This window comes from Ruminococcus sp. J1101004sp1_RTP21198st1_B9_RTP21198_201120, assembly GCF_040924245.1.
Classification (GTDB): Bacteria; Bacillota; Clostridia; order Lachnospirales; family Lachnospiraceae; genus Blautia_A; species Blautia_A faecis.
Map to the genome: position 1 here is coordinate 60874 of NZ_JBCOMI010000019.1, position 26171 is coordinate 87044.

23 protein-coding genes are annotated in these 26171 nt (G+C 43.7%); 19 read left to right on the top strand and 4 right to left on the bottom strand.

Features of this window, described 5'->3' with window-relative positions; translation table 11 throughout:
* Window positions 1–12: 12 nt before the first annotated feature.
* A complete protein-coding gene (locus AB5618_RS13780; protein ID WP_368366846.1) occupies window positions 13–651 on the top strand; it encodes an O-methyltransferase in 639 nt (212 codons plus the stop codon).
* A complete protein-coding gene (locus tag AB5618_RS13785) occupies window positions 644–1870 on the top strand; it encodes a U32 family peptidase (protein WP_195477053.1) in 1227 nt (408 codons plus the stop codon). The genes AB5618_RS13780 and AB5618_RS13785 overlap by 8 nt, the downstream gene beginning before the upstream one ends.
* Window positions 1871–1959: 89 nt before the next feature.
* Here the strand turns inward: AB5618_RS13785 and sigK are convergent, their stop codons facing one another.
* Window positions 1960–2589 (bottom strand): RNA polymerase sporulation sigma factor SigK, encoded by a 630-nt coding sequence (gene sigK / locus AB5618_RS13790; protein ID WP_148461293.1) that lies wholly within the window; start codon window positions 2587–2589, stop codon window positions 1960–1962.
* Window positions 2590–2897: 308 nt separating this feature from the next.
* Here sigK and AB5618_RS13795 point away from each other — a divergent pair, with 308 nt between their 5' ends.
* The 12 genes from AB5618_RS13795 to thrS all read left to right on the top strand — a co-directional run bounded on the left by AB5618_RS13795 (window position 2898) and on the right by thrS (window position 19779).
* Window positions 2898–6491, top strand: a complete 3594-nt coding sequence (locus AB5618_RS13795; protein ID WP_244095563.1) for a DUF5717 family protein — start codon at window positions 2898–2900, stop codon at window positions 6489–6491.
* A 4-nt stretch (window positions 6492–6495) separates the two neighbouring features.
* Entirely contained in the window at window positions 6496–7773 is a 1278-nt protein-coding gene (locus AB5618_RS13800; RefSeq protein WP_173773367.1) for a DUF5716 family protein, read from the top strand.
* A gap of 12 nt (window positions 7774–7785) precedes the next feature.
* Entirely contained in the window at window positions 7786–8568 is a 783-nt protein-coding gene (locus AB5618_RS13805) for a hypothetical protein (protein WP_118578530.1), read from the top strand.
* A gap of 524 nt (window positions 8569–9092) precedes the next feature.
* On the top strand, window positions 9093–9986 hold the full coding sequence (locus AB5618_RS13810) for an amino acid ABC transporter substrate-binding protein (protein WP_368366847.1): 894 nt from the start codon (window positions 9093–9095) through the stop codon (window positions 9984–9986).
* A 186-nt stretch (window positions 9987–10172) separates the two neighbouring features.
* Window positions 10173–10823: an amino acid ABC transporter permease gene (locus AB5618_RS13815; RefSeq protein ID WP_173716412.1), complete on the top strand. Its 651-nt coding sequence runs from the start codon at window positions 10173–10175 to the stop codon at window positions 10821–10823.
* A gap of 70 nt (window positions 10824–10893) precedes the next feature.
* On the top strand, window positions 10894–11586 hold the full coding sequence (locus tag AB5618_RS13820; protein ID WP_118578519.1) for an amino acid ABC transporter ATP-binding protein: 693 nt from the start codon (window positions 10894–10896) through the stop codon (window positions 11584–11586).
* A 96-nt stretch (window positions 11587–11682) separates the two neighbouring features.
* On the top strand, window positions 11683–13116 hold the full coding sequence (gene purB / locus AB5618_RS13825) for an adenylosuccinate lyase (RefSeq protein WP_226837675.1): 1434 nt from the start codon (window positions 11683–11685) through the stop codon (window positions 13114–13116).
* A 61-nt stretch (window positions 13117–13177) separates the two neighbouring features.
* Window positions 13178–14458: an adenylosuccinate synthase gene (locus AB5618_RS13830; RefSeq protein ID WP_118578517.1), complete on the top strand. Its 1281-nt coding sequence runs from the start codon at window positions 13178–13180 to the stop codon at window positions 14456–14458.
* Between the two features lie 250 nt (window positions 14459–14708).
* Window positions 14709–15530, top strand: a complete 822-nt coding sequence (locus AB5618_RS13835; protein ID WP_118578516.1) for an HAD family phosphatase — start codon at window positions 14709–14711, stop codon at window positions 15528–15530.
* 347 nt (window positions 15531–15877) lie between these two features.
* On the top strand, window positions 15878–16393 hold the full coding sequence (locus AB5618_RS13840; RefSeq protein ID WP_118578503.1) for an SEC-C metal-binding domain-containing protein: 516 nt from the start codon (window positions 15878–15880) through the stop codon (window positions 16391–16393).
* Window positions 16394–16600: 207 nt separating this feature from the next.
* A complete protein-coding gene (locus AB5618_RS13845; RefSeq protein ID WP_148461311.1) occupies window positions 16601–17347 on the top strand; it encodes a YdcF family protein in 747 nt (248 codons plus the stop codon).
* 494 nt (window positions 17348–17841) lie between these two features.
* Window positions 17842–19779: a threonine--tRNA ligase gene (gene thrS, locus AB5618_RS13850; RefSeq protein WP_347709132.1), complete on the top strand. Its 1938-nt coding sequence runs from the start codon at window positions 17842–17844 to the stop codon at window positions 19777–19779.
* Window positions 19780–19951: 172 nt separating this feature from the next.
* Here the strand turns inward: thrS and AB5618_RS13855 are convergent, their stop codons facing one another.
* Both AB5618_RS13855 and AB5618_RS13860 read right to left on the bottom strand, forming a co-directional pair.
* A complete protein-coding gene (locus AB5618_RS13855; RefSeq protein WP_195589040.1) occupies window positions 19952–20821 on the bottom strand; it encodes a shikimate dehydrogenase in 870 nt (289 codons plus the stop codon).
* Window positions 20818–21018, bottom strand: coding sequence for a DUF6783 domain-containing protein (locus AB5618_RS13860; RefSeq protein ID WP_306467801.1), 201 nt, complete (start codon window positions 21016–21018; stop codon window positions 20818–20820). Before AB5618_RS13860 ends, AB5618_RS13855 begins: the two co-directional genes overlap by 4 nt.
* On the opposite strand from AB5618_RS13860, the gene AB5618_RS13865 reads away from it, so the two are divergent.
* From AB5618_RS13865 to AB5618_RS13885, 5 genes are all read left to right on the top strand, one after another.
* Window positions 20938–21321 carry a DUF6783 domain-containing protein gene (locus AB5618_RS13865; protein WP_334284992.1) on the top strand — a complete coding sequence of 128 codons (384 nt, stop codon included), beginning with the start codon at window positions 20938–20940 and terminating at the stop codon, window positions 21319–21321. The two genes, AB5618_RS13860 and AB5618_RS13865, sit on opposite strands and share 81 nt — an antisense overlap.
* Window positions 21215–21943, top strand: coding sequence for a type I 3-dehydroquinate dehydratase (gene aroD, locus AB5618_RS13870; protein WP_334284993.1), 729 nt, complete (start codon window positions 21215–21217; stop codon window positions 21941–21943). The genes AB5618_RS13865 and aroD overlap by 107 nt, the downstream gene beginning before the upstream one ends.
* A gap of 251 nt (window positions 21944–22194) precedes the next feature.
* Window positions 22195–23040, top strand: coding sequence for a sigma-E processing peptidase SpoIIGA (locus AB5618_RS13875; RefSeq protein WP_118584313.1), 846 nt, complete (start codon window positions 22195–22197; stop codon window positions 23038–23040).
* A gap of 57 nt (window positions 23041–23097) precedes the next feature.
* On the top strand, window positions 23098–23784 hold the full coding sequence (sigE, locus tag AB5618_RS13880; protein WP_173772878.1) for an RNA polymerase sporulation sigma factor SigE: 687 nt from the start codon (window positions 23098–23100) through the stop codon (window positions 23782–23784).
* A gap of 194 nt (window positions 23785–23978) precedes the next feature.
* The gene (locus tag AB5618_RS13885; protein ID WP_330604800.1) at window positions 23979–24524 is read left to right on the top strand and encodes a hypothetical protein; all 546 of its coding nucleotides are present in this window, start codon (window positions 23979–23981) and stop codon (window positions 24522–24524) included.
* Window positions 24525–24631: 107 nt separating this feature from the next.
* Here AB5618_RS13885 and AB5618_RS13890 read toward each other — a convergent pair whose 3' ends face one another.
* Window positions 24632–25516 carry a hypothetical protein gene (locus AB5618_RS13890; RefSeq protein ID WP_148463753.1) on the bottom strand — a complete coding sequence of 295 codons (885 nt, stop codon included), beginning with the start codon at window positions 25514–25516 and terminating at the stop codon, window positions 24632–24634.
* Between the last annotated feature and the right edge of the window lie 655 nt (window positions 25517–26171).

The following is a 26171-nucleotide window of genomic DNA, read 5'->3' on the forward strand; positions in this document are numbered from 1 at the left end:
GTGGAGGAGAGAATGCGCACTTACATCAATTCTCTTGATATGGGGAATACTCCTTTTCTGGAAGAACTGGAAAAAAAAGCACTTGCAGGAAAGGTTCCCATTATCCGCAAGGAAATGCAGAGCTTTCTGAAAATGTTTCTTGCAGCAACCCGGCCAATGAAAATACTGGAGGTTGGAACGGCAGTAGGTTTTTCCACTCTGCTGATGTGCGAATACGGACCTGAGAATCTGAAAATAACAACAATTGAGAATTATGAAAAAAGGATCCCAATTGCCAGAGAGAATTTCAGGAAGGCAGGAAGGGAATCCCAGATAGAGTTCCTTACCGGGGATGCAGGAGAAATCCTGAAAGAACTTACTGGAACTTATGATCTTATTTTTATGGATGCTGCCAAGGGGCAGTATATGAACTGGCTGCCGGATGTGCTTCAATTAATGCATAAGGGCAGCGTTCTTGTTTCTGATAATGTTCTTCAGGAAGGGGACATTATCGAATCCCATTATCTTGTAGAGAGGCGCAATCGTACCATTTATAAGCGCATGCGTCAGTATCTCTATGAACTGAAACACAATCCGCTTTTGGAGACCTCCATTCTTCCGTTGGGAGACGGGGCATCCATCAGTGTAAAGAAAGAGGAGTTATATGCGTAAACCAGAATTATTAGTTCCGGCAAGCAGTCTTGAAGTTCTGAAGATTGCCACGGTTTTCGGAGCAGACGCTGTTTATATCGGAGGAGAGGCTTTTGGTCTTCGAGCCAAGGCCCGCAATTTTTCAAAAGAAGAGATGGCTCAGGGAATTGCATTTGCTCATGAGCATGGTGTAAAAGTCTATGTGACAGTGAATATTCTTGCGCATAATTATGATCTGGCTGGTGTAAGAGAGTACCTGAAAGAGCTTAAGGAGTTAAAACCGGACGCCCTGATCATCGCTGACCCTGGTATTTTCACCTATGCCAAGGAAATCTGTCCGGAGATTGAGCGTCATATCAGTACCCAGGCAAATAATACAAACTACGAGACTTATCGCTTCTGGTACAAGCTTGGAGCGAAGCGTGTGGTAACTGCCCGTGAGCTTTCTTTAGAAGAGATTCGCCAGATCCGTGCCAATATTCCAGATGATATGGAGATTGAGACTTTCATTCACGGAGCGATGTGTATTTCCTATTCCGGACGCTGTCTTCTCAGCAATTTCCTGGTAGGAAGAGATGCCAATCAGGGATCCTGTACACATCCGTGCCGTTGGAAATATTCCATTGTGGAAGAATCAAGACCCGGGGAGTATATGCCGGTTTATGAGAATGAGCGTGGTACTTACATTTTCAATTCCAAGGATCTTTGCATGATCGAGCACATGGATGACATTCTCACAAGCGGAATCGACAGTTTGAAGATTGAGGGTCGTATGAAGACAGCTCTTTATGTAGCAACTGTTGCACGTACTTACCGCAAGGCTATTGATGATTACCTGGAAGATCCGGCCAAATATCAGGCAAACATGTCCTGGTATCAGGAGCAGATCGCAGGCTGCACTTACCGTAAATTTACAACTGGCTTCTTTTATGGCAAACCAAGCGAGGAAGCACAGATCTATGACAATAATACCTATGAGAAGGGATATACCTATCTGGGATTTGCAGAAGCTGTAGATGAGAGAGGCTATGTGCAGATTACACAGAGAAATAAGTTTACAGTAGGAGAGATGATCGAGATCATGAAACCGGATGGAACCAATCTTCTGGTTCCTGTAAAAGCTATCTATGATGAGGAGGGCAATTCCGTAGAAAGCGCTCCCCATCCTCAGCAGAAGCTGTTTGTAGATCTTGGCGGTGGTGCAGAAGTTTATGATATTCTCCGCCGTAGTGAAGCATAAGTCTGAGAGTAATTCAGAAAAATAATCGTTACTGGTCACGGAATGAACAGTAACAAATAATCATAGGGGTAAAACTCGCAGAGCGTGTTTTACCCGTTTTCAGGAAAAAGCGTCCGCAATTTTTGCAGGGCGTTTTTTTCAATTCTGGATACATAGGAGCGGCTGATGTGAAGGTGCCTGGCGATTTCCCGCTGCGTCTGTTCCTTTTGCCCAAAGAGACCGAAACGGCAGCAGATTACCTCATATTCTTTGGAAGACAGTACAGACTTCATGGAATCCAGTACATGACGGATATCTTCTCTGGTGGAATACTCTTCCACAACGTCCACTGCCGGTCCTTCCATTACATCCAGAAGACTGATCTCATTGCCTTCTTTGTCTGTACCAATGGGTTCATACAGCGAGATTTCCCGGGAATGCTTCTTGCGGGATCGGAATAACATAAGCAGTTCATTGTTGATACACTTTCCTGCATATGTGGACAGCCGGGCTGTTTTTGTGGAATCAAATGTGGAGATGGCTTTCATTAATCCAATGGTGCCAATGGAAATCAGATCGTCCAGTTCTACATCTGTTCCCTGATATTTTTTTACTACATGGGCAACAAGCCGCAGATTACGTTCTATGAGAATATTTTTTGCTTCCATATCGCCCCTTTGGTACTGCTGAAGATAATACTGCTCCTCGGCCATTGTCAAAGGTTTCAAAAATGTCTTCAAATCGCTACCTCAAAGGGGATTTCTATATAGTCTATGAAAAATACAGGCTTTAAGTGCCTGGCTGCCTTTTTTTACTGCGGAAAAAATCGTGGCAGGATTCTTTTTATATTTTACATTGAAATAAAGGGTGAAAATCATTATAATAATGTCAGAGTAACTGCCTGGAACGTGTTTGAAAAAGGCTCTGGTTCGAAAGAGGCAGTGACAGCAGTAATAGGATTACTGTTCAACGGCAATGTTCTGAGAGGCGTGTTGCTGTGAAGGTTGTGGACAGTAACAAGAACACGAAAGACGTAAGGTGAATGATTTTGAAAAAAAAGATCGAACAGCTTTTAAACGGAAAGTTTGAATATGAACAGCCCCAGCTCCTTTTTTCCAAGGAGAAGATTTCCCTGACCATGAAAGCAGGGGAGACGAAGAGAGGGGAAGTGTACGTTGGAACAGAGGATAATCAGAAGATCCGCGGTTATGTTACTTCCTCCAGCCGCCGGGTGGTACCGGGAATGGACCATATTTCAGGAACTACTGTGCGTCTCCCGCTTGGAATTGATACGGTAGGACTTGCCCCAGGAGAAAACCTGAAGGGATGGCTGTGTTTTACTACAAATATTGGAGAGGCTCGTCTTCCTTTTGAAATTGAGATCGAGAAAGAGGAAATACGCAGTTTTTCAGGTGTGGTAGGGAATCTGGACGAATTTGTAAAAGTTGCCCGGGATGATTTTAAAGAGGCATTCCGTATTTTTAAAGATGCCAGCTTCACCAGAATTCTGGAAAATGAGGATCAAAAGATCCAGACACTTTATTATGGTCTGTCCAGACAGCCGGTGACATATCAGCATCTGGAAGAATTTCTCATTGCCGCAGGCAAGAAGGAAAAAGTAACCATAAGTGCCAGAGAGGTGGGCAAAGAATACTATGAGTTGAAAGACTCTTTGAAAGAATCTTTTTATATTCAGAGAAGCGGATGGGGGCATCTGCGCCTTGATGTGGAAGCTGTTGGAGAGTTTCTGGAAGTTCCCCGCAAGGTGGTAACAGACGAAGATTTTATTGGCAGCCATTATGAAGTGGAATATCTGGTACACAAGGAGAAATTAAGACAAGGCAATCAGTTTGGCAAAATTATAGTAAAAAGCCCTTATCAGGAGATTACTTATACCGTTGTTGCATCCACAAGTGGTAAACTGGATGTAGATATCCGTCTGACTCAGGAGAAGAGTAAACTGGATCTTCAAAAAGACTGTCTGGCCTACTTGTGCTATGAGACTGCTGTGGCAAGCTGTCTTGCGGGAAAGGAGAATCCAGGGGTCAACAGCTGGATGGATTTTTCCACCTGGAGTGCAAGCAGCCACTATATTCTGAACCAGCTTCACCAGTCCGGATGTGATTATCCGGAATACCAGATGTATGAGGCCTTTCTTCTTTACATGGAGAACCATCATGAGGAAGCAAGAGTTCTTCTGGAAAGCTATCAGGATAAATCCTATACAAGAGATGATCTGGAGTTTGCTGGAATTTATCTGTATCTGTGCACGCTTACCGGTTTATATAAGGACAAGGTTCACGCCCTGTCCAGAATCCGCAATTTTTACATGCAAAAAAGTGACAGTTTTCCGCTTTTATGGATCCTGCTGAAGCTGGATCCTGCATACAAGGAGACTCCGTCCAAGGCATTATTTGTGCTGGAAGAGCAGTTTGGCAAGGGCTGCAGGAGTCCGTTCCTCTATCTGGAAGCATGGAAGATCATCTGCAAGGACATGACTCTTCTTCACAGGCTGAACAGCTTCTGGGGACAGGTATTCCGTTTCGCGGCAAGAAGAAACCTTCTTACAGAGGAGCTGGTAATGCGTCTTGCATATCTTTCTGGGTATGAGAAAGATTATAACGAAAGTATTTATCAGGCATTGGCAAAGGGCTATGAACAGTATTCTTCAGAGGATACCCTGGAAGCCATCTGCAAATATGTGATGAAGGGAAACCCAAGAAAGACCGAATATTTCCGCTGGTTTTCCCTGGCAGTGGAGCATGGGCTGCGTCTTACAAGACTTTATGAGTATTATGTGGAGACTATGGACACTTCCAGACGGATTGAGCTTCCAAAGGCTCTTCTCATGTATTTTACTTACAACAGCGATTCCCTTGGAGATTCCAAGCGGGCATTTATTTATTCCTGCATTATTGCAAATAAGGAAAAAGAGCCGGCAGCATACCAGCGCTATATGTCAGGTATGCGGGATTTCGCCAGGAAAAAACTGGCTGAGGGCAAAATGAATGAGAGCTACGCCGTTTTATATCAGGAGTTTCTGATGGAGCCTCGCACAAAAGAGGCGGCAGATTCCATTGCGCAGAAAATGTTTACCCACCGCCTTTATTTTGATGATAAAAAAGTCCGCTATGTGATCGTTCGTCACAGTCAGATGGAATCAGAGGAGACTTATACCTGTGTTCAGGGCGTAGCTTATCCAAGAATTTATACAGAAGATGCTGCTATCCTTTTTCAGGATGACAAGCAGCGCAGATACAGTGCTACTGTAGATTACAGCTTGAAGAAGACCATGGATGAGGATGGGGCAGTGAGAAAAGTTCTTGCCCTTGGCGTGGACGAGCCAGGTGTGCTTCTTCATTATTGCGAAAGCCATGAACTGGACAAAGATAATCTGGATATTTTTCAAAGACTGGTCAAATCCGATGCTTTTTGCATGGAGTATAAGCAGAAGGTACGTCGCAGGATTCTGGATTATTATGCAGAGCATGTATTTGGCGAAGATCTGGATCAATATTTAAAGCAGATGGATTATCGGGAATACGCCCGTGTGGACAGGCAGAAGCTTCTGGTGGTCCTTATAAGCCGCGGCCTTTTTTCCCAGGCACAGGCCATTGTGGAGGAATTCGGCTATGAGGGCGTGGACATGCGAAGCCTTCTGAAACTGGTGAGCCGCATGATCGTGCGCTGCGACATGCTGGAAGATGAGGAACTTCTGGCTTTGGCATCTGATGTTTACAGAAATGGATTTTATGATGAGGTGATCCTCACATATCTTATGAAATATCGTTTTGGACCTGTGGATGAAATGTTTTCCATCTGGAAAAGTGCTGTGGGATTTGAAATGGATACCTATGATCTGGAGGAAAAAATCCTTCAGCTTCTTATGTTTACCACGGATTACCGCAAGGAGGGAGAGCATGTTCTGGAATCTTACATTCGCCATTCCGGAAGGGAGTGGATCGTAAGCGGATATCTGACCCATGTTTCCTATGGCATTTTTGTAAAAGAATACACCATGAGTCCTTTTGTGAAAAACTGTCTGTTGAATGCATATATGCAGAAATGGATGGTAAATGAAGTCTGCTATCTGGCTTTGTTTAAAGAGCTTTCCAGGGAAAAGAGCAGAAAAGAGGCTCTTCTTTCCATAGAAAAAGAGCTTCTGAAAATGTGCATGGACAAAGAAATGGTATTTTCTTTCTTCCACAGACTTCCACCGGAAATTCTGAGCCTGTATCAGATGGATGACAAAACATGTGTGGAATATCACACCAGCCCGGAGGCGAAGGTAACCCTTGTATATGCTTTGGATACCGGACTTGGACGTGCGCTGGAATATAAGACAGAGCCTCTTAAGAATGTATATGAGGGTATTTTTACCAAGCCGTTTACCATGTTTTACGGGGAAACTTTGCATTATTATTTTTCAGAGGAATGTAATGGACAGACCAAAAGAACGCCGGAGCGGGTACTTGGAATGAGCAAGGTGGAAGGTACACCGTTCAGCAAGTACCAGATGATTAATCAGATTTTGTCTGCGCGGAAACTGGACAAGCATCATGAGGTGAAACAGGGACTGAAGCAGTATTTCCGCCAGGAACAGTATGTAAAAGAAATGTTTGTCATTACAGAAGAGGACTGAATATATGAACGAAATTCGTGATTTGATCATAGGAATTGATTTTGGAAAAGACTATTCCCAGATCTGCTATTATGACCGGAAAGGGGAGGAACCCTGCTCTGTGTCCATGAAGGTTGGTGCTCAGGAGTTTGAAGCACCTACCTGTATTTGCAGGCGCGGAGAGCATAAAGAGTACACCATTGGTCTTGAGGCAGTTTATTTTGCCCGGGAAAAAGGGGGACAGATGGTAGATGACCTGTATGGAATCTGTAAGAAAGAAGACAATGTGCAGATTCTGGGAGAACAGGTGGAGCCATGGGAGCTGCTTCAGGTTTTTCTGGAGGGTATGCTGAAATTTCTGGGAGTTGCAGATCTTGTAAAAAATACAAAATGTCTGGTGATCACAAGTCCTGAGATTGAGGATCCCCAGGTGAAAAATATGGAAAAAGCCTGCCAGGCCATTGGTTTTTCGAAGGATCAGTACATGCTGATAGACCATGGAGAGAGCTTTTATTATTATTCCCTTACTCAGAAAAGAGAGACCTGGAACCGGAGTATCGGCTGGTATTCTTTTCACCAGGATGAAGTGAAGTTTCAGCAGCTGACTATGGACAGTAGTACAAGGCCGGTGCTGGTACGCCTTGAGGAGCCGAAGAAGACGGTCCTTCCATCTCTTACAGCACCTGAGGAAGAGGGAGAGAAGGCTGTGGAAGCCAGAGATGAGGCTTTCCGCGATTTTATTAAGGAGACTCTTGGAACCGGTCTTTTTTCCAGCATTCAGATTACAGGATATGGTTTCAGCCCGGATTGGGCGAAAATGTCCATTGGAAGCCTTTGCATGCAGCGAAGAAAGGTTTATTATGGAAATAATCTTTTTGCAAAAGGTGCATGTGCAGCTGGAAAGGAGCGCCTTGAGGATAAGATCCTGAAGGGGTACCGTTATATGAGTCCTGCTCTTGTGCTGAAAGATGTGGGAATGGAAATGCGGGTGATGGGTGCACCGGCGTATTACCCGCTTATTGAGGCTGGTAAGAACTGGTATGAGTGTAAAGCTGGATGCGAGCTGATCCTGGATGATATAACAGAGCTCGTTTTTGTTGTTGGAACCTTCGGCGAGAAGCACAAGAAGAAAGTAATTATGGGACTGCCCGGACTTCCTGAGCGTCCCAATAAGACTACAAGACTGTCTCTGGCCCTTGCATATGTGTCACAGAAGAAATGCCGCGTTGTTGTAAAAGATCTTGGATTTGGAGAAATGTTCCCTTCCAGTGGCAAGGTCTGGGACGAACTGGTAGAGTGGTAAAGGAGGCTGGAAATGAGCGGTTATATTTTATGTCAGACAAAAAAGGCGGACAAGCCGTTTTTTGTGGAGAGTATTAATACCAATATTTACTCACTGGAGGAGCTTTGCTACTTTCTGTACCACAATCTTTATCTGGTGGATTCTTCTGTTATAAATGAAAATCTCTGTACCTGGATCAGCGAGGAACTGGATCTGCCAAGGCTGGCAGCCAAGCTACGTCCTCATCTTGGTAAGTTTGCCAGTGCGGAGGATGTGCTTTATCCGGTATTTAAGGAGATCAATTATCTTACTTACGATGAGCTGAAGGCATTGAATGTAAAGCTTGCCAAGCTGGATCAGGAGGCACCTCTTCTTCGAAAAAAGAGAAAAGGGGATGCCCTGGTAGCGAATAAGATGTATGTAAGTGCCATCAAGGTGTATCAGCAGCTTCTGAAAAAAGAAGGGCTGGAGCAGATAAGACCGGGACTGACCATGAGTGTGTGGCATAACCTTGGATGTGCGTACAGCTATCTTTTTCAGATGGAGAAAGCAATGGAGTGTTTCTGGGAGGCGTTCCTTACCCAGAGCGATCCTAAGGAGCTGGTTTGCTATCTGCTTGCTTATCGCAGCGTGAAGAAGCCGCAGGAGTATGAGAACAGGCTGAAGGAGCTGAATGTATCGGAGGAAGTGAAGGATACTTTAAAAAAGGCATTGGATGAGTTTGCGCAGAAAAAGGAGGTCAGCATAAGACCAGGGAAGGCGGATGAAATGCTGGAGAAGCTGACTGGAGAGTATCATAGGAGCACAGGTTCGTGATGAACCTGTGCTTTGTTGGTTGGTGAGTGAAAAGTTATTTAAGGCGGACGCATTCGGACAATGGTTATTACTCACTCGCCGGCGCAACGCTACGATGAACTAATCGCTAACTGCGACTAATGCGTTCGGGAGAGCCCTCACGCATAAGTCTTCGTAAGCGCTGGATTTCATCTACGCTAAGAACGCGCCTGAAATGGCTCGCTAGAGCAATAACCATTGTCCAAATGCTATGTATTGGTTATTACTGTTCACTGGTAACGTTCCGCGAGGTGTTTTTGTGAACAAAGTTCACAGAAAACCCGAGAATTGCGGCGCGAAATCATGCTTTGCATGATTTCTGTGCATCGCGAAGCGCGTTACTGTGAACGGAGTGAACAGTAACTATTGGCTGGAACTTGCTCGTCAAATTGCAAAAACTATATTGACAGAATTACTTTCGTATGCTACCATACAACCATGCTTTAACATGGTAGAGTGAAAACGCACTAAAATAATGAGAATTAGATTTCAGGAGGATAGATATTATGAAAAAAAGAATGCTGGCGATTATGATGAGTGCCTTGGTGGCAGCAGGTATCTGCTCTGGTGTGACTGTTTATGCAGATGCAGACAGCAAGACACTGACTGTTGGATTTGATGCAGAGTATCCGCCTTTTGGTTATATGGATGAAAGTGGCGAATATGTTGGCTTTGACCTGGATGTGGCACAGAAGGTATGTGATAATCTTGGATGGGAGCTTGTAAAGAAACCAATTAACTGGGATTCCAAGGATATGGAGCTGAATTCCGGAAATATTGACTGTATCTGGAATGGCTTTACCATCAATGGACGTGAGGATGATTATACATGGTCTGATCCATATCTGAATAACGAGCAGGTTATGGTAGTCACTTCCGATTCCGGAATTGAGACACTGGCAGATCTGGCAGGGAAGAATGTTGTAGTACAGGCTGCATCTGCAGCACTTGATGCTTTGAACAGCGAGGATAACAAAGAACTGACAGACAGTTTTGCATCCCTTACAGAGAATCCGGATTACAATACCGCATTTATGAATATTGATTCTGGCGCAGCTGATGCTGTTGCTGTTGATATCGGAGTTGCCAAATATCAGCTGGCTCAGAGAGAAGAGGGTAAATATAAGATCCTTGACGAGCCGATTCAGAGCGAACAGTACGGTATTGGATTTGCCAAAGGAAACGAGGAGCTTCGTGATACCGTATGGACCGAGGTTATGAAGCTGTATGATGAGGGCGAGATTGATAAACTGGCTGAGCAGTATGGTGTAGCTGACATGCTTTGCCTGGGAGATGAGAAAGCAGCGGATAAGACAGAAGAGAGCACAGATGCGGCAGAAGAAAATGCAGATTCTGATGAGGCAGCTGACGCAGATACTGCTGAGGATGAGGCTGAATAATTCACATAGACTATAAACACGAATATACGCAAAAAAGAGGGTACCTGGCGCACCCTCTTTTCTTAGCGAGAAGGGGTCTGCTCCAAAAGAAGGAGCTTGATTCGCAGAATGTGAATTATAGAATGAAATGAAACGTGAAATGCGATCCCTTAGAACACAAGTATCAACAGGAGGAACACAGTAACTATGAGTTTTAGTGTAATGTTAAGCCAGCTTGCAAAGGGAATGACCGTAACTACGGAAATTTTCTTTGTAACCCTTATATTTTCCCTGCCACTTGGCCTTCTGGTCTGTTGGGGTAAAATGTCCAAAATAAAGATAATCAGATGGATCGTTTCTGCTTATATCTCCATTATGCGCGGAACACCTCTTATGCTGCAGCTGATGGTAGTATATTTCGGACCATATTTTATTTTTGGAATCCGAATTTCCATGGGTTACAGCCTGATCGCTGTATTTATTGCTTTTGCAATTAATTATGCCGCTTATTTTGCAGAAATCTACCGTGGTGGAATTGAATCCATGCCAGTAGGTCAGTATGAAGCAGCCAGAATCCTTGGCTACTCAAAAGCACAGACCTTCTTCCGCATCATTCTTCCCCAGGTATTTAAACGGATTTTGCCATCTATTACCAACGAAGTAATCACTCTGGTAAAGGATACTTCATTGGCGTTTGTTGTAGCGGTAGCTGAAATGTTCACTTTGGCGAAACAGATTGCCAGCTCTCAGACCACGATGGTGCCGTTTGTGGTAGCGGCTGTATTTTATTATGTATTTAACCTGCTGGTAGCAGTGATTATGGATAAAGTAGAGAAAAAACTGAACTATTACCGCTAATAATTTATCATCAACCTGCAGTGAATATACATTGTAAAACTGTGTGCGGGTAACCAGAAGGAGTCACTATATGAAATTATTTGAAATGAAACACATAAAGAAAAGTTTCGGAGCCCTGGACGTTCTCCGTGACATTTCCCTGGAAGTAGACAAGGGCGAGGTTCTTAGTATTATCGGTCCCTCCGGCTCTGGTAAGTCTACATTGCTTCGCTGTGCCACTGGTCTGGAGACACCAGACGGCGGCGAAATCATCAAAAACGGAAAAATCGGATTGGTTTTTCAGAATTTTAACCTTTTTCCCCATTTTTCCGTGATTAAAAATATTACAGACGCTCCTATCAAAGTCCAGAAACGAGACAAAAAAGAAGTCTACGCTCAGGCCAGAGAACTGCTGAAGAAAATGGGACTCTCAGATAAAGAAAACTATTATCCATACCAGCTTTCAGGTGGACAGCAGCAGCGAGTTTCCATCGCCAGAGCCCTTTGCATGAACCCGGATATTCTTTTCTTCGATGAGCCCACATCTGCTTTGGATCCGGAGCTCACTGGCGAAATCTTGAAAGTAATCAAAGACCTGGCAGCCGAGCATATCACCATGGTGATTGTTACCCATGAGATGAGCTTTGCTCGTGATATCTCCGACCGGATTATCTTTATGGATGACGGTCTGATCGCAGTGGAAGGCACTCCGGAAGAGGTATTTTCATCAGAACATGTAAGAATGAAGGAATTCCTTGGGAAATTCCATCAGGGGCTTGCTTAAAATCTTTGGATGTTATATAATCCCCTTGTATGTGGAAAAAAACAGTTGATCCGCAAAGTAAATGATAAAAACTTACTTAGAAACAGGAGAGAAAGAATGAGTACAGACAGATATACAAGCCCTTTGTCTGAGCGTTATGCCAGCAAGGAAATGCAGTACATTTTTTCACAGGATATGAAATTCCGCACCTGGAGAAGACTCTGGATCGCTCTGGCAGAGACTGAGAAGGAGCTTGGACTGAACATCACCCAGGAACAGATTGATGAACTGAAAGCTCATGCAGACGATATCAACTATGATGTTGCCAAGGCCCGTGAGAAAGAAGTGCGTCACGATGTTATGTCCCATGTATATGCTTACGGTGTGCAGTGCCCGAAAGCAAAGGGAATCATCCACCTGGGAGCAACATCCTGTTATGTAGGAGATAATACAGACATTATTGTTATGACAGAAGCTCTGAAACTGGTTCAGAAGAAACTGGTAAACGTAATTGCAGAGCTTTCCAAGTTCGCTGACAAATATAAAGATCAGCCTACACTTGCATTTACCCATTTCCAGCCGGCACAGCCGACTACCGTTGGAAAGCGTGCCACACTGTGGACACAGGAATTCATGATGGATCTTGAAGATCTGGAATATGTTCTTGGCACCATTAAGCTTCTTGGTTCTAAAGGTACTACAGGTACACAGGCAAGCTTTCTGGAACTGTTTGAAGGAGACCAGGAGACAATCGACAAGATCGATCCGATGATCGCTGCCAAGATGGGATTCAGGGAATGCTATCCGGTATCCGGACAGACCTATTCCCGTAAAGTTGATACCCGTGTTGTCAATGTTCTGGCAGGAATTGCAGCAAGTGCACACAAGATGTCAAACGATATCCGTCTTCTTCAGCATCTGAAAGAAGTAGAGGAGCCATTTGAGAAATCCCAGATTGGATCTTCCGCTATGGCTTATAAGAGAAACCCGATGAGAAGTGAGCGTATTGCTTCCCTTTCCAGATATGTGATGGTAGATGCCCTGAATCCAGCCATCACCTCTGCTACCCAGTGGTTTGAGAGAACTCTGGATGACTCCGCCAACAAGCGTCTTTCCGTACCGGAAGGCTTCCTTGCAATTGACGGAATCCTGGATCTGTGCCTGAATGTTGTAGATGGCCTTGTGGTTTATCCGAAGGTTATCGAGAAACACATGATGGCTGAGCTGCCATTTATGGCTACTGAGAACATTATGATGGACGCAGTAAAAGCAGGTGGAGACCGTCAGGAGCTTCATGAGCGCATCCGTGAGCTTTCCATGGAAGCAGGCAGGAATGTTAAGGTAGAAGGTAAGGACAACAACCTTCTTGAGCTGATCGCAGCAGATCCGGCATTTAACCTGACCCTGGAAGAGCTTCAGAAGACCATGGATCCGAAGAAATATGTGGGACGTGCCAAAGAGCAGACCGAAAGCTTTATTGCAAAAGTTGTAAATCCGGTTCTGGATTCCCACAAGGAAATGCTTGGAATGACAGCTGAGATTAATGTATGATAAAAGGTTGTTAATTTCTTTTTTAATGAAATTCAGATCAGACACAGGAGGAATTTGAGTTATGATCAAAGCAGTAGTTGGAGCAAACTGGGGAGATGAAGGTAAGGGTAAAATTACCGACATGCTCGCTGAGAAAGCTGATATTATCGTTAGATTCCAGGGTGGTGCAAATGCAGGACATACCATTGTAAACGACTATGGTAAATTCGCACTTCACACTCTGCCGTCAGGTGTATTTTACGGACACACCACAAGTGTGATCGGCAACGGTGTTGCACTGAATATCCCTGTATTTTTCAAAGAATACAATGAGGTTGTAAGCAAAGGTGTTCCGGCACCGAAGATTCTGATCTCTGACAGAGCACAGATGGTTATGCCGTACCACATTCTGTTTGACCAGTATGAGGAAGAGCGTCTGGGAGGCAAATCTTTCGGTTCTACTAAATCCGGTATCGCACCTTTCTATTCTGACAAATATGCAAAAATCGGTTTTCAGGTAAATGAGCTTTTTGACGAGGATCGCCTGAAGGAGAAACTGGCAAGCGTTTGTGAAACTAAGAACGTTCTTCTTGAGCACTTATACCACAAACCGCTTCTGAACGTTGATGAGCTTTTTGCAGAGCTGATGGAATACAAGAAAATGGTTGCACCATATGTATGCGACGTTTCCTTGTATCTGAATAATGCACTGAAAGAGGGCAAGGAGATCCTTCTTGAGGGACAGCTTGGAACTTTGAAAGACCCTGACCATGGTATTTACCCAATGGTTACCTCTTCTTCCACACTGGCAGCATATGGTGCAATCGGAGCAGGTGTGCCTCCATATGAGATCCAGAAAATTGTTGTTGTAAGCAAGGCTTATTCCAGCGCAGTAGGTGCCGGTGCATTTGTTTCCGAGATTTTCGGAGAAGAGGCTGACGAGCTTAGAAGACGCGGTGGTGATGGCGGAGAATACGGTGCTACCACTGGACGTCCGAGACGTATGGGATGGTATGACTGTGTTGCATCTAAATACGGCTGCCGTCTTCAGGGTGCTACAGATGTGGCATTTACAGTACTTGACGTACTTGGCTATCTGGATGAGATCCCGGTTTGTGTTGCTTACGATATCGACGGAGAGATTACCACAGACTTCCCGACCACAGCCAGACTTGAGAAAGCAAAACCGGTGATCGAGAAGCTTCCAGGATGGAAATGTGATATCCGTGGAATAAAGAACTATGAGGATCTTCCGGAGAATTGCAGAAAATACATCGAATTCATCGAGGAGAAGATCGGATACCCGATCACCATGGTTTCCAACGGACCAGGAAGAAACGATATTATTTACAGAAATAAATAATTGGGAAAAAAGCGGCTGCGTATCAGACGCTTGTAAGTAAGAATACATTACTGGTTACAGAGTGATCGGTAATTGAAATGTGACTGCGCCGGAGGTTCTCTCCGGCGTATCTTGTATCTAGTACATCGAATATTAAGTAACTGCCATATTGACTTGTCTGATTTTTATCTGCTGCGCCAATATAGCAGAAACTTAATTTTCGATGCTCTAGATGACAAAAAAGAAAACGGATTTTATAAAGGAATAAAGAATGAAAAATTTTAAACGTGCAGCTGCCATTCTGGGAGTGGTAGTCTTACTGGCAGTTTGCTGTCTGCCTATGATCTTTGCTTTTGGCAGCGGCGATAACGCACAGGGGAATTTTAAGGCGGCAGTAGGTACTGTAATTCTGGTGCCAGTGCTGGCTTATGTATTTCTTATGGTTTATAAACTTTTGAAGAAAGAGGAAAAGGAGGTCGCAGGCGAAGTGAAAAACATAATTTTTGATGTGGGACAGGTTCTGGTTTCCTATGATTGGGAAAGCTATCTGAAAGCGTTCCACTTTTCGGCAGAAGAAGAGAAGCTGATTGCTGAGAAGGTTTTTAAGAGCCAGATCTGGAATGAGCGTGACCGTGGCCTGTTTCCTGAAGAAGAATACCGGAAACAGTTTATCGCAGAACTTCCGGCCGAGTACGAAGCGGATGTAAAGCGTGTGATCGAAGAATCAGGAAAAACAATTGGAATTAAGGATTACGCCGAAACCTGGACCAGCTATCTGAAAAGCCAGGGCTATCATCTGTACATTCTGTCAAACTACAGCCAATTCATGCTGGATCAGACAAGACCAGGTAAAATGCCTTTTCTGAAAAATATGGATGGTGTGATTTTCTCCTGTGAGGTTCAGCAGATCAAACCGGAGGCTGATATTTATGAGACACTTCTTTCCAGATTCGGTTTAAAACCGGAGGAGAGCGTTTTCCTGGATGACCGCCCGGAGAACTGCGAGGCTGCAAGAAAGCTTGGTATTCATGCCATTGAATTCCATGATCTGAAGCAGGCTGCAAAGGAACTGGAGAAGCTTGGAGTAAAATAGAAAAAAACAGCAAAACAGGAAAGTTAACGCCCCGGCTTCAGCTAGTACTTCAGAAGCCGGGGCGTTTCGGGGAGGATATAAGTTAATCTCGCTTATCTTTTGTAATGCGTCATCATTGAAGGGGGTTCAATGAATTTGTTGGTTCATTTTACTGAACACTCATAGTATGAACCTGTCACTGGCTTTTTATACATATGTTACAGAAAAATAGTATGAATTTTATGGAAAATCTGCAAGAAAATTTTGGAAAAAAAATAAGATTTGTGTTTTTCAGTAAAAGATGGTATAATAAATTTCAGCTGTAAAACGGCATAATTACGAAATTTTGTTGAAAAGAGGAATAAGAAATGAGCGACAAGACCATTTTAGAGCAGTGGCGTGCCATTGCCTATGACCAGCAGGCAGATCGTAATAAACTTCAGCAGTTCTGGGCAAAATATTTTAACATTGAGAAGAACATTTATGCACAGCTTCTTGAGAATCCGGACGAAGTAGTTACTGGTACAGTTAAAGAGCTGGCTGAGAAATATAATCAGGAAGTGCTCACCATGGTTGGTTTCCTTGATGGAATCAATGACAGCCTTAAGGTTCAGAACCCGATCGAGACTATGGATGAGAATACTACCGTAAGTCTTTGTTTTGACAAAGAGCTTCTTTACAAGAACATGGTAGACGCTAAGGCTGACTGGCTTTACAATCTTCCACAATGGGACAAGATCTTTACCCCGGAGAAACGTAAAGAGCTTTATCTTGAGCAGAAGAAATCCGGTACTGTTGTAAAGGCACACAAGATCGGACGTAACGATCCGTGTCCATGCGGAAGCGGAAAGAAATATAAATTCTGCTGCGGTAGAAACAAATAATAAAATGTGAATATAGACCGGGATCCGGTGGATTCCGGCTGTGGGGACGGATTGCAATGGTGGATGACTGCCAGGCAATCCGTTTCGTGTATATTTATAGGAAAATTAGTTGATTTATGAGTTCTACAAGTATGAATCAGTTTGCTTTGTGCGAGTAATGAGTGAAACACGCAGAGTGGATTTGAATTTAGAAAGAGAGAAGAGAATTTGAGTTTATTTTGTTTTTGCGCCGGGATTTTAAGCCTGGCTTATTATGTGCTGATCGTGGTATATGCTGGCATTACAGCTGATTTTGCCTGGTTCTGGGTACTGCTTACAGCGGTTCTGGAAGGCGGCGCAGTACTGATCCGCTATGGCAGAAATCATCCGGGAATTTTCCCTGGATGGCTGGGAACTGTGATCATGGTGGCTGTGCTGATCGGAATTGTCTGTTTTGGATTTATCTGCAGCTGTGTGATTTCCGGAATGAAGTCTTCCGGGAAAAAGAACCTGGATTATGTAGTTGTGTTAGGCGCTCATGTAAAAGGAGATGTACCATCCAAGGCCCTGGAACTTCGTCTGAAGGCGGCACTGAAATATGCCAGGGAGAATGAAGATACCACGCTGATCCTTTCCGGCGGACAGGGCTTTGGGGAGGATATTACGGAAGCAAAATGTATGGAGAATTATCTGACAGCGCATGGTATTTCACAGGAGCGGCTGGTGTTGGAAGAGAAGTCTACAAGCACGAAAGAAAATCTGAAATTTTCCGATGAGCTTACCGGGTGCAGTAAGAAAAATACGGGAATATTGTCAAATAATTTTCACGTGTACCGGGCAGTAAAATTGGCGGAAAAGCTGGGATATAAACATCCTTATGGAATTGCGGCGGTATCAGATCCTATTATGCAGGTGCATTATGTGGTGCGGGAAGTAGCAGCACTTGTAAAAGAAAAACTTCGGGGAAATATCTAATTTTTTATCATCTTTATTTTGCAGATTATTGACAAACCCAAAACCCAAGGCTATAATGGGACACAGTGATAAGAAAACACGTTGACGAGAAGAGTAAACTGTGGAATGTTTCAGAGAGAGGCAGGCGGCTGGAAATGCCTTATCAGGAAACAGTTGAAAACTACCTCCGAGTGGCCCTAATCCGGTCCGGTGATTCCGTTACCATCAAATAAGTGGCCTGGTTTACAGATACGTATGCTATGGCAAGCAGGGTGGAACCGCGAGTATATTCGTCCCTTACAGTGTGAGAGCATTGTAAGGGGCTTTTGTTTTTCACGAGCAATGAGTTAAAGTCCACGTTTGTGTGTGACCTTGGAGACTGCAGCTCGTCTCGTCCCTGCATGGGAGTACAGAAAATGTTTGGTTTTCAGTGCTCAGTCAAACGTTACCATACGTTTTTCGTATCAGACAGTTTCCTGCCGGATACAGTTTCAGAAAAAGAAAAGGAGACACGAATCATGATTATCACATTAAAAGACGGTTCTAAAAAAGAATACGCAGAAGCAAAATCCGTTATCGACATCGCGGCTGATATCAGCGAAGGCCTTGCAAGAGTTGCATGTGCAGGAGAGGTTGACGGAGAAGTTGTTGACCTTAGACATGTAGTTGACAAGGACTGCGAGTTAAGCATCCTGACATTTGAGGATGAGGGTGGAAAAGGCGCTTTCCGTCACACCACATCCCACATTATGGCACAGGCAATCAAGAGACTGTACCCGGATGTAAAGCTTGCAATCGGACCATCTATTGCAGACGGATTTTATTATGATATTGACAGCGAGAACCCGATCACTACAGAGGATCTTGCAAAGATCGAAGTTGAGATGAAGAAAGTGGTAAAGGAAGCACTTCCGATTACCCGTTTTACCAAATCCAGAGAAGAAGCGATCGCATTCTTCAAAGAGAAAAATGAGCCATATAAAGTGGAGCTTATCGAAGATCTTCCAGAAGATGCTGAGATCAGCTTTTATCAGCAGGGTGAGTTTGTTGACCTTTGTGCAGGACCTCACCTTATGACAACCAAACCGGTAAAAGCATTCAAGCTTACCAGCATTGCAGGTGCTTACTGGAGAGGAAGCGAGAAGAATAAAATGCTTACCAGAATCTACGGAACTTCTTTCACAAAGAAAGCAGATCTGGAAGAATATATTACCCGTATGGAAGAGGCGAAGAAACGTGACCACAGAAAGCTTGGTAAAGAGCTTGGTCTGTTCATGATGAGCGACGAAGGTCCTGGATTCCCGTTCTTCCTTCCTAAGGGAATGGTTCTGAAGAATACTCTTCTTGATTACTGGAGAGAAATCCATCAGAAAGCAGGATATGTTGAGATTTCCACACCGATCATGCTGGCACGTCATCTTTGGGAGACATCCGGACACTGGGATCATTACAAAGAAAATATGTATACAACTGTAATTGACGATCAGGATTTTGCAATCAAGCCAATGAACTGTCCGGGAGGTATTCTTGTATACCAGTCAGAACCACGTTCTTACCGTGATCTGCCGCTTCGTATGGGTGAGCTTGGTCTGGTACATCGTCATGAAAAATCCGGACAGCTTCACGGACTTATGCGTGTACGCTGCTTTACACAGGATGATGCCCATATCTTTATGATGCCGGAGCAGATCCGTGAGGAGATCAAAGGGGTTGCAAAACTGATTGACGAGGTATATCAGCTGTTTGGTTTCAAATATCACGTAGAGCTTTCCACACGTCCGGAAGATTCCATGGGAAGTGATGAGGACTGGGAGATGGCTACAGACGCTCTTCGCGGAGCTCTTGACGACCTCGGGCTTAATTATGTAGTAAATGAGGGAGACGGAGCGTTCTATGGACCGAAGATTGACTTCCATCTTGAGGACTCCATCGGAAGAACCTGGCAGTGTGGTACTATCCAGCTTGATTTCCAGCTTCCGCTCCGTTTTAATTGTGAATATGTTGGTGCTGACGGCGAGAAACATCGTCCGATCATGATCCACCGTGTTGCTTTTGGATCCATCGAGCGTTTTATCGGTATTTTGATCGAGCATTTTGCAGGTGCATTCCCAACATGGCTTGCTCCTGTACAGGTGAAGGTGCTTCCGATTTCTGATAAATATATGGATTATGCAGAAAAGGTTGTAAACGAGCTGAAAGAGTCTGGTATTCGTGTCGAAATTGATACCCGTGCTGAGAAAATCGGTTACAAGATCCGTGAGGCAAGACTTCAGAAGATTCCTTATATGCTGGTTGTTGGTGCAAAAGAAGAGGAAGAGGGCAAAGTTTCTGTAAGAAGCCGTTTCCTGGGAGATGAAGGTGCAAAGGATCTTGGAGAGTTCATTACTTCTATCAAAGCTGAGATCAAGAGCAGAGAGAACCGTAAGGTAGAGGTTCAGGAAGAGCAGAAATAAGCCGGATTTCCTGAAAAAGTTTTAAGTGATGAATAAGAAAGTGATTTCCATATAAAAGAAAGGCGCTGCTGTGAGATGCGGCGCCTTTCTTGAAAATATTAACATTGTTATAAAATATAGCTGGATTAGGTTAAAAAATATATAATTTTGTGAATTATAGCAGATGAATGCATTATTCGGAAAAGTATTTCGCCTTAATTTCCTCCACTGGCATTTTTTTTCCTGTCCACAGACGGAACGCTTCAGCCCCCTGGTAAAGCAGCATATACATACCGTTGAAGGTGCGGCAGCCAGCCTCTCTTGCTTCGCGCAAGAATCGTGTCTCACGGGGATTGTAGATCACATCTGACACGATCAGATCCGGATGATAAAGACTGGTATCTTCAATAATGGACCCTTCTGTATCAGGAGCCATCCCCACTGAGGTGGCATTGAGAAGAAGCGCACTTTCGGAGATAGCCTGTGCCAGTTCTTCTTTATCTTTGTTTTCGTGAAGAATGGCCTGGCAGGGAAGAGTGGCGTTGATATTTTCCACCAGCTTCTGTGTGCGGTTCCAGAAACGACTGGTCTCACGGGCAAAAATATGGATTTTTTTTACCCCGTCAAGGGCAGCCTGTGCACAGATGGCAGTAGCTGCACCACCGGCCCCCATGATGATGATGGTTTTTCCGATCACATCATATCCTGCATCTCTGACAGCCTGCATGTATCCTACACCGTCAGTGTTATAGCCGGTAAGGCGTCCATTGTCATTGACTACGGTGTTCACAGCGCCGATCAGTCGGGCAGCAGGGGAAAGCTCGTCCAGAAGCTCCACGATCTTGTTTTTGTTTGGCATGGTAAGGTTGAAGCCACGGATTCCGCAAGTTTTCAGTCCCATGACAGCAGTTTCCAGATTTTCCTCGTTTACATTGAAGCAAAGATAAGTGTAATCAAGATCAAGAAGATGGAATGCTTCATTGTGCATAAGTGGTGAAATACTGTGTGCCACCGGACTTCCAAGAAGTGCGGTAAGTTGTGTGTGACCGGTAATTGGGATCATAAGGTACCTCCTGAAGTTTCTATTATTTTGAAAGTCCAAGGCAATAGCAGTGACTGATCCGGGGTAGAGCGTGTTTGAAAAATCATTCCCGCAATCTGCACGCCCCACTTTGCGGTATATTTCACCCGAATTCGGTTGCCGTAGCCCGCTACGGCGCCCTCATCCGAGCGAAATCTTCCACAAATTGTGACGCACATCTTGCAGAAAGCCTTTTTCAAACACGCTCTAGTATGAACAGCCTTAAGATATTGGAACATGAACTTTCATTTAGTTTAAAACTGGAAATCATTAAAGTATTACTAAGTATATATTATTCTATGAGAAAGGAGATGTCAAGAAATGACAAAACCTATTCAGATAAAGAACCTGACCATTGGAGCAGGAATCCCGAAAATCTGCGTTCCTCTTACTGGAACCACCAGAGAAAAAATCTGCCAGGAAGCAGAGGATGCCAAAAAAGCAGCTGCAGATCTGGTGGAATGGCGTGCAGATTTCTTTGAAGAACTGATGAATCCGGAAGCCTGCCAGAATGTGCTTGAAGCGTTGGCAGAAATTCTTGGTGAAACACCACTGCTTTTTACAATCCGGACAAGTGAGGAAGGCGGAAATATTACCATTTCTCTGGAGGATTACGCTGCCTGCAATATAAATATTGCAAAAGGCAAAAAGGCAGACCTGGTTGATGTGGAAGTTATGAGTAATTCGGAAGAGAAGAAAAAGCTGGTGGCAGAGCTTCAAAAAGAAGGAGTCAAAGTGATCGCTTCTTCCCATGATTTCCACAAAACAGACAGTCAGGAGGTTCTTTTAAACCGCTTCCGCGAAATGGAAAAATCAGGCGCTGATATTTTGAAAATGGCGGTAATGCCTCATGGTTTCGAAGACGTGGCAGCAATTATGGAGGCAACAAATGTTATGAGACAGGAGTGCGAAAAGCCTTTGGTATCCATGGCAATGGGAAGTATTGGTTCTATTACCCGAATTTCCGGAGAGAACTTCGGCTCTGGCATTACCTTTGGAACAGTTGGCGCCGCATCTGCACCGGGACAGTTTCCGATTGGAGAACTGAGAAGTCTTCTGGATGCTTTACATGAGAAAAATGAAGAAGACGAATTAAAGCAGTAGAATTAATTTTGCACGAAGCATGAAAAAATGAATTGCTTTAATTGAAAATAATATTGACAGAATTAATTTAGAACAAAATAACGAAAAATGACAGATCATGCTGTCGATTTGGGGCGAGAAATTCTTAGGATTTCCCGCCCCTTTTTGACAAAATCTGCGCCCTCTGTGACCGTATAATGGGTTCACTTACCAAAGTGAAGGATTGACGTTACCACAAAAGGTAACGGACGACAGGCCACAGGGGGCTTTTTATGTATTATGACGTATACATAGACATCGTCTTTCTGACGAATCTTTTAATGGATTACGTTCTTCTTCGCATTGTAGGAAAGCTTTTCCTGCGAAAAAGAAATCGTGGAAGGATTTTGCTGGCGGCAGCCGTTGGCGCTCTGTTTTCCTGCCTCATTTTATATGTACTGCCGGATATGATTTTTCCTGCAAAGGTACTGCTCCATGGAGGATGTGCCTGGGGCATGCTGGTTCTTGGACTGGATCTTAAGAAAAACGGACTTCTGGTAAAAGCACTGGTGACTGTTTACCTGATGGCTTTTTTCATGGGAGGCCTTATGGAAGCAGCACCTGTAAAAAAGGCAACACCCATACGCTTTTTGATTGTTGCCGCAGGAGCCTACATGGGACTTAGTGCACTGATCTATCTTAGCGATTCTTTCCGTGCCAGATGGAAAAATATTTATCCAGTCACCCTGTCCTATCGGGGAAATGTACAACCGTTTTTCGGGCTTTGGGATACAGGAAATTTTCTTGTAGACCCCATCAGCCAGAAGGAGGTATTTATTATAAAACCGGAGGTTCTGGAAGCATTGCTTCCGCAGGAAAATGCAGACAGGCTGAAACACCTTAAGGAGAACCCAGGGGAGCTGGAAGGTACAGAGCCGGCTGACTTGCATCCGCACTTTTTGCCCTATAAGACAATCGGGGAGGAAGGCGTGCTGCTGGCAGTGGTGTTAGATGACCTTTGTATTCACACTCCCAGGGAGGTGATTCATGTGGCAAATCCGGTGCTGGCGCTGGCCGTGGAACCCTCTGCTTTGGGAAAAGAGTACCAGGTACTGTTGAATTCCAGAATTTTGCATTAGGAGGGGGACTTATTCATGAACAGATCAGCAAGTGCAGCGTATTATCCATTTCAGGTAATGCCCAGATTCCTGCTCGGCAGACAGGGAGAGGTTTATTATATTGGTGGAAGTGATATTCTGCCGCCGCCACTGGAAACACAAAGAGAAGCGAGGATCCTTGAAAAACTGGGTACACCAGAGGAGAAAGAAGCTAAGTCTACCTTGATCGAGCACAATCTCAGGCTGGTGGTCTATATAGCCAAAAAGTTTGATAATACAGGTGTGAGTGTGGAGGATCTGATCTCCATTGGTACGATTGGGCTGATCAAGGCAATCAATACTTTTAACCCGGTAAAAAATATTAAGCTGGCTACGTATGCATCCAGATGTATTGAAAACGAAATTCTTATGTATCTCAGACGCAATAGTAAGACGAAAATGGAGGTTTCCATAGATGAGCCTCTGAATGTGGACTGGGACGGAAACGAGCTTTTGCTTTCCGATATTTTGGGAACGGATGATGATGTGATCTCCCAGAGGCTGGAGAACGAGGTGGAAATCAAGCTTCTGGGAAAAGCAATTTCCAAGCTTTCTCCAAGGGAACAGACGATTATCAAACTGCGGTTCGGGCTTGGAAGGCAGGAGGGAAGGGAGAAAACACAGAAAGAAGTGGCGGACCTTCTGGGGATTTCACAGTCTTATATTTCCAGGCTGGAAAAACGGATCATGAAGAGGCTGAAGAAGGAAATTGTAAAGTATGAGTAAAAGTGAGTAGTTGCAAATTGAAGCTTTGCATGATTTGCTTCTGTTGTCCATACTGTCCAGCCTCTCAAATATTCGTGGCCTCTTTGCCCATGGAAGCATGGTTTGAATGAAATTTCATATCAAAGCAATAAAATGGAGTAAGCAGGCTATGAGGCTGATTTGGAAACTATATTTAGCGAAAAGAAGGGCAGAATATGGGTGTGTATTGGAATAATAACGGCAAAAATGGGAATTCTACAATAGACATAGAGGATAGTTTTATTATTTCATATGTAAAGAAATGGATTTACAGTAAAGGAGACACGCTTATGAATGCCGATGTAGAATTTCTAAACTATGTGTATCAGAATTCCCAGATGGGTATAGACACCTTGGAGCAGCTGCTTGAGATCACGGAAGACGAAAAATTGCAGACATGTCTGGAAAAGCAGATTGAGGGCTATCGGAAGTTTCATAACGAAGCCAGGGATATTCTGAATCGGAACGGATATGACGAAAAAGGTCTTGGCACCTTTGAAAAAATCCGCACCTACCTTATGGTTAACCTCCAGACCATGGCCGATGACTCCACCTCCCACATCGCCAAAATGCTGATCCAGGGCAGCAGCATGGGAATTACCGAAGCCGTGAAAAAGCTTCATCAGTACGAAAATGACGTGGAGAAAGACATCAAAAAACTGATGGAACGGCTGCAGGAATTCGAAGAGGAGAATGTGGAGAAGCTGAAGGAATTTCTGTAGGAAATAAGGCGGCGGGGGAGATGCTTCCAGATGAGGAATGTATTTATCCTCCGCCAGTTTTGCGCAAGGATATTATGAAATTACAATTATTCATAGAAAAAATTAGTTTAAGAATTTTGAGCTATATAGTTGTCTAGATATTCCTGTGCCTGGTTTTCAGAAAACTGAAATTTCGTCATTAGTTTTTGAACAATGGCATCTGAAGAGAGGTTAAATTCCAAACACATTTCAATAGTTGCCTGGATTTTTCCATTCCGTTCTCCGTCTTCATAACCCTCTTCCCGAAACATACGCAAGGTTTTCTCTTCATCATATTCATAAATACTCATAGCTTTCGCCTCCGCTCGGTTCTTTAGTAAAAAATCCCGCAGGATGTTTTCATGGATACATTCGGTAATTGCCTTCTCAACTGCGTCAGTCAGTGGCATTTCAGCAGAATAGGTACGAATGCGAGCAACATATTCGGAGTAATCACGAAGGGTATGACAGGCATTCATTAATTCCTGGTTATGCCCCTTATTGATGTTAAGCATAACCGCTTTCAATTCCAACGCTGGTTGGTCGGTTGTTGGATGAAATAACTCTGAAAGAAGAAATTCTGTCCTGTCTGGCTGCGACTTCACACCATTATAAAAGATTACGAAGGAAGGCAGCGGAATCTGCACTTTCTTGGAACCATATATGTTCATGTCTTTCGTATAGGCTGAATAAATATCTGTTATGTACATGAGAAAGCGTAAAGGCAGGTTGGGATTTACCGTGGACTGTTGTTCATAAAGTGCCAGGCGCATATCAATAATAAAGGAAAGATCATTTTCCATTGTCATGTAGATTGCGTTATCCAATGTAGTAATTGTTAGCATTGCAGGATCATCATAATGAGTTCCGTTAATTGCATTGTAAAGTTTCAGTAATTCTGATTTGTCATTAAAAATCATCTTGTAGAGTCGATCCTTGTAAATACGGTTTACAGGTAAAGATACATTGTTCATAGAAGACCTCCTTATAAAGATGGTGGAAGGCCTCTTAATGTAAATCTCTACATTTTGGTCAGAAACCTTCCTGCTGCTATATGGGAAAAGCATGAGATTTCTGAAGCGGCAGAGCGCCGAAGATACCAGAGATGATATTAAATAGACTTACTGAAATGAAATGCTTTGTTATAGTATAGCTCATGGCGGGCTAAAATGCAAGAAAAAGAGTTCGACATGATTCGACAAATAATTTGAACAAAAAAATATAAACTTTTTTGTAAAAAGTGCTTGACGATTCCTTGCGGCAGTGGTATAGTAAACAAGCTGTCGCAAGGAATTGCTTCTGAAATGCTGAAAAATAAAATAGTTTTCAGAAAATTCGAATTAACTGTTGATAAATGACTGAACTTATGATAAAGTAACCAAGTCGCTTGAACAGAACGACAGAAACAAACAGCTTTAGACAGGATTTTGAAAATCTTAAAAACTTTTGAAAAAAGTGCTTGACAAGATTTGAAAGATATGATAAAGTAAACAGGCTGTCGCAAAGAGATGACAGACAAACAACCTTGATAACTAAACAGTGAAACACATACGATTCTCGAAAATTCTTAACGAATCATCATTCAAAAGAATGAACTTTTTATAACAGTAATGACGAGAGATAACTAAG

Bases quoted from the DNA above. Each gene is read 5' to 3' on its own strand.
- AB5618_RS13780 (WP_368366846.1), top strand. From the start codon at position 13: ATGCGCACTTACATCAATTCTCTTGATATGGGGAATACTCCTTTTCTG.
- AB5618_RS13785 (WP_195477053.1), top strand. From the start codon at position 644: ATGCGTAAACCAGAATTATTAGTTCCGGCAAGCAGTCTTGAAGTTCTG.
- AB5618_RS13800 (WP_173773367.1), top strand. From the start codon at position 6,496: ATGAACGAAATTCGTGATTTGATCATAGGAATTGATTTTGGAAAAGAC.
- AB5618_RS13805 (WP_118578530.1), top strand. From the start codon at position 7,786: ATGAGCGGTTATATTTTATGTCAGACAAAAAAGGCGGACAAGCCGTTT.
- AB5618_RS13810 (WP_368366847.1), top strand. From the start codon at position 9,093: ATGAAAAAAAGAATGCTGGCGATTATGATGAGTGCCTTGGTGGCAGCA.
- AB5618_RS13815 (WP_173716412.1), top strand. From the start codon at position 10,173: ATGAGTTTTAGTGTAATGTTAAGCCAGCTTGCAAAGGGAATGACCGTA.
- AB5618_RS13820 (WP_118578519.1), top strand. From the start codon at position 10,894: ATGAAATTATTTGAAATGAAACACATAAAGAAAAGTTTCGGAGCCCTG.
- purB (WP_226837675.1), top strand. From the start codon at position 11,683: ATGAGTACAGACAGATATACAAGCCCTTTGTCTGAGCGTTATGCCAGC.
- AB5618_RS13830 (WP_118578517.1), top strand. From the start codon at position 13,178: ATGATCAAAGCAGTAGTTGGAGCAAACTGGGGAGATGAAGGTAAGGGT.
- AB5618_RS13835 (WP_118578516.1), top strand. From the start codon at position 14,709: ATGAAAAATTTTAAACGTGCAGCTGCCATTCTGGGAGTGGTAGTCTTA.
- AB5618_RS13840 (WP_118578503.1), top strand. From the start codon at position 15,878: ATGAGCGACAAGACCATTTTAGAGCAGTGGCGTGCCATTGCCTATGAC.
- AB5618_RS13855 (WP_195589040.1), bottom strand. From the start codon at position 20,821: ATGATCCCAATTACCGGTCACACACAACTTACCGCACTTCTTGGAAGT.
- AB5618_RS13860 (WP_306467801.1), bottom strand. From the start codon at position 21,018: ATGTGCGTCACAATTTGTGGAAGATTTCGCTCGGATGAGGGCGCCGTA.
- AB5618_RS13875 (WP_118584313.1), top strand. From the start codon at position 22,195: ATGTATTATGACGTATACATAGACATCGTCTTTCTGACGAATCTTTTA.
- sigE (WP_173772878.1), top strand. From the start codon at position 23,098: ATGCCCAGATTCCTGCTCGGCAGACAGGGAGAGGTTTATTATATTGGT.
- AB5618_RS13885 (WP_330604800.1), top strand. From the start codon at position 23,979: ATGGGTGTGTATTGGAATAATAACGGCAAAAATGGGAATTCTACAATA.
- AB5618_RS13890 (WP_148463753.1), bottom strand. From the start codon at position 25,516: ATGAACAATGTATCTTTACCTGTAAACCGTATTTACAAGGATCGACTC.